Here is an 880-nt window from a genome sequence, read left to right as displayed (position 1 = left end):
ACCGCGACCCTGGTCGGCCTGTTCGTGTTGTGCGAGCTCGCGGCCCTGGTGTGGCCGACAGCGGGGCTGGCCCACGGCTGGGTGCGCCTGTTCGCCAGCGACCCTGACAACGTCGGCCGCACCTTTGTCGAGGGCGTGCTGGGCAGCATCGCCGGGGCGTGGGTGGCGACGCTGCTGTTCGTGCCGGTCTACAACCGGCTCCTTCGGCGCTGAGGGGACCTGGCGCGACCGCCCGCCCCGGGGCTTGACCGGAGGCCTCGGGGCGGGCGCCATGGCGAGGTGAGCAAGAAGCTGTTCCGAAATAAGGTTCGGATCGGAAGCGGGCGCCCGCTCCGCCGCCGCATGCGACAGCGGGCCAGGCGGTTGGCTCAGAGGCACTTCAAGATCTGCCTGGTCGTCATCGGGAGCGTCGCGCTGGCCGCGGCCTGCCTCCGCGACCCAGCACCGCCGATTGCCCCCGCCACCCCTACGGAACCCCTCGCCGGCAAACCCGGCTGAGCGCGTCGCGGGCGAAGCTCGGTTCGCCACATGACGGTGTTCGATGCCGACCTTTGGGAACATGTCCGGAGGCGCGCCATTGACCCGCCGTCGCCGATGCGCCGGCGACCCTGTCTGCTCCTGAGAAACCCCGGTTGGCTATGGCGATCATCGCGGACGCGCTCACCTTCCTGGCCGAACCCTGGTTCGCCATCCCGTGGTACGTCGTCGGCGTGTTCGGGGCGGCCTGGGTGGTCTACGACGCCCAGCACGCGAACGCCGCCCTCAACCCGCCGCTGAAGGTCTGCTGGCCGATCCTGGTCTTCTTCTTCTCCCTGATAGGCCTCGCCCTTTACCTCGTGACCTCCCGGCCCGCGGACATCGGCGCCGTCGAGGGACGCGA

The 880-nt window shown here is 70.3% G+C and carries 2 protein-coding genes; both read left to right on the top strand.

Annotation, left to right across the window (positions count from 1 at the left end; all coding sequences use genetic code 11):
- On the top strand, positions 1–213 hold a 213-nt coding region (locus tag SLNSH_RS25095; protein ID WP_158266887.1), incomplete at its 5' end, for a hypothetical protein.
- 419 nt (positions 214–632) lie between these two features.
- Positions 633–880: hypothetical protein (locus tag SLNSH_RS24295; protein WP_210202572.1), on the top strand; the 248-nt coding region annotated here is incomplete at its 3' end.

The organism is Alsobacter soli (assembly GCF_003004785.1).
In the GTDB taxonomy this organism is placed as follows: domain Bacteria; phylum Pseudomonadota; class Alphaproteobacteria; order Rhizobiales; family Beijerinckiaceae; genus Alsobacter; species Alsobacter soli.
Note: the sequence above shows the minus strand (reverse complement) of the source record. Positions and strands in the feature narration are given on the sequence as shown.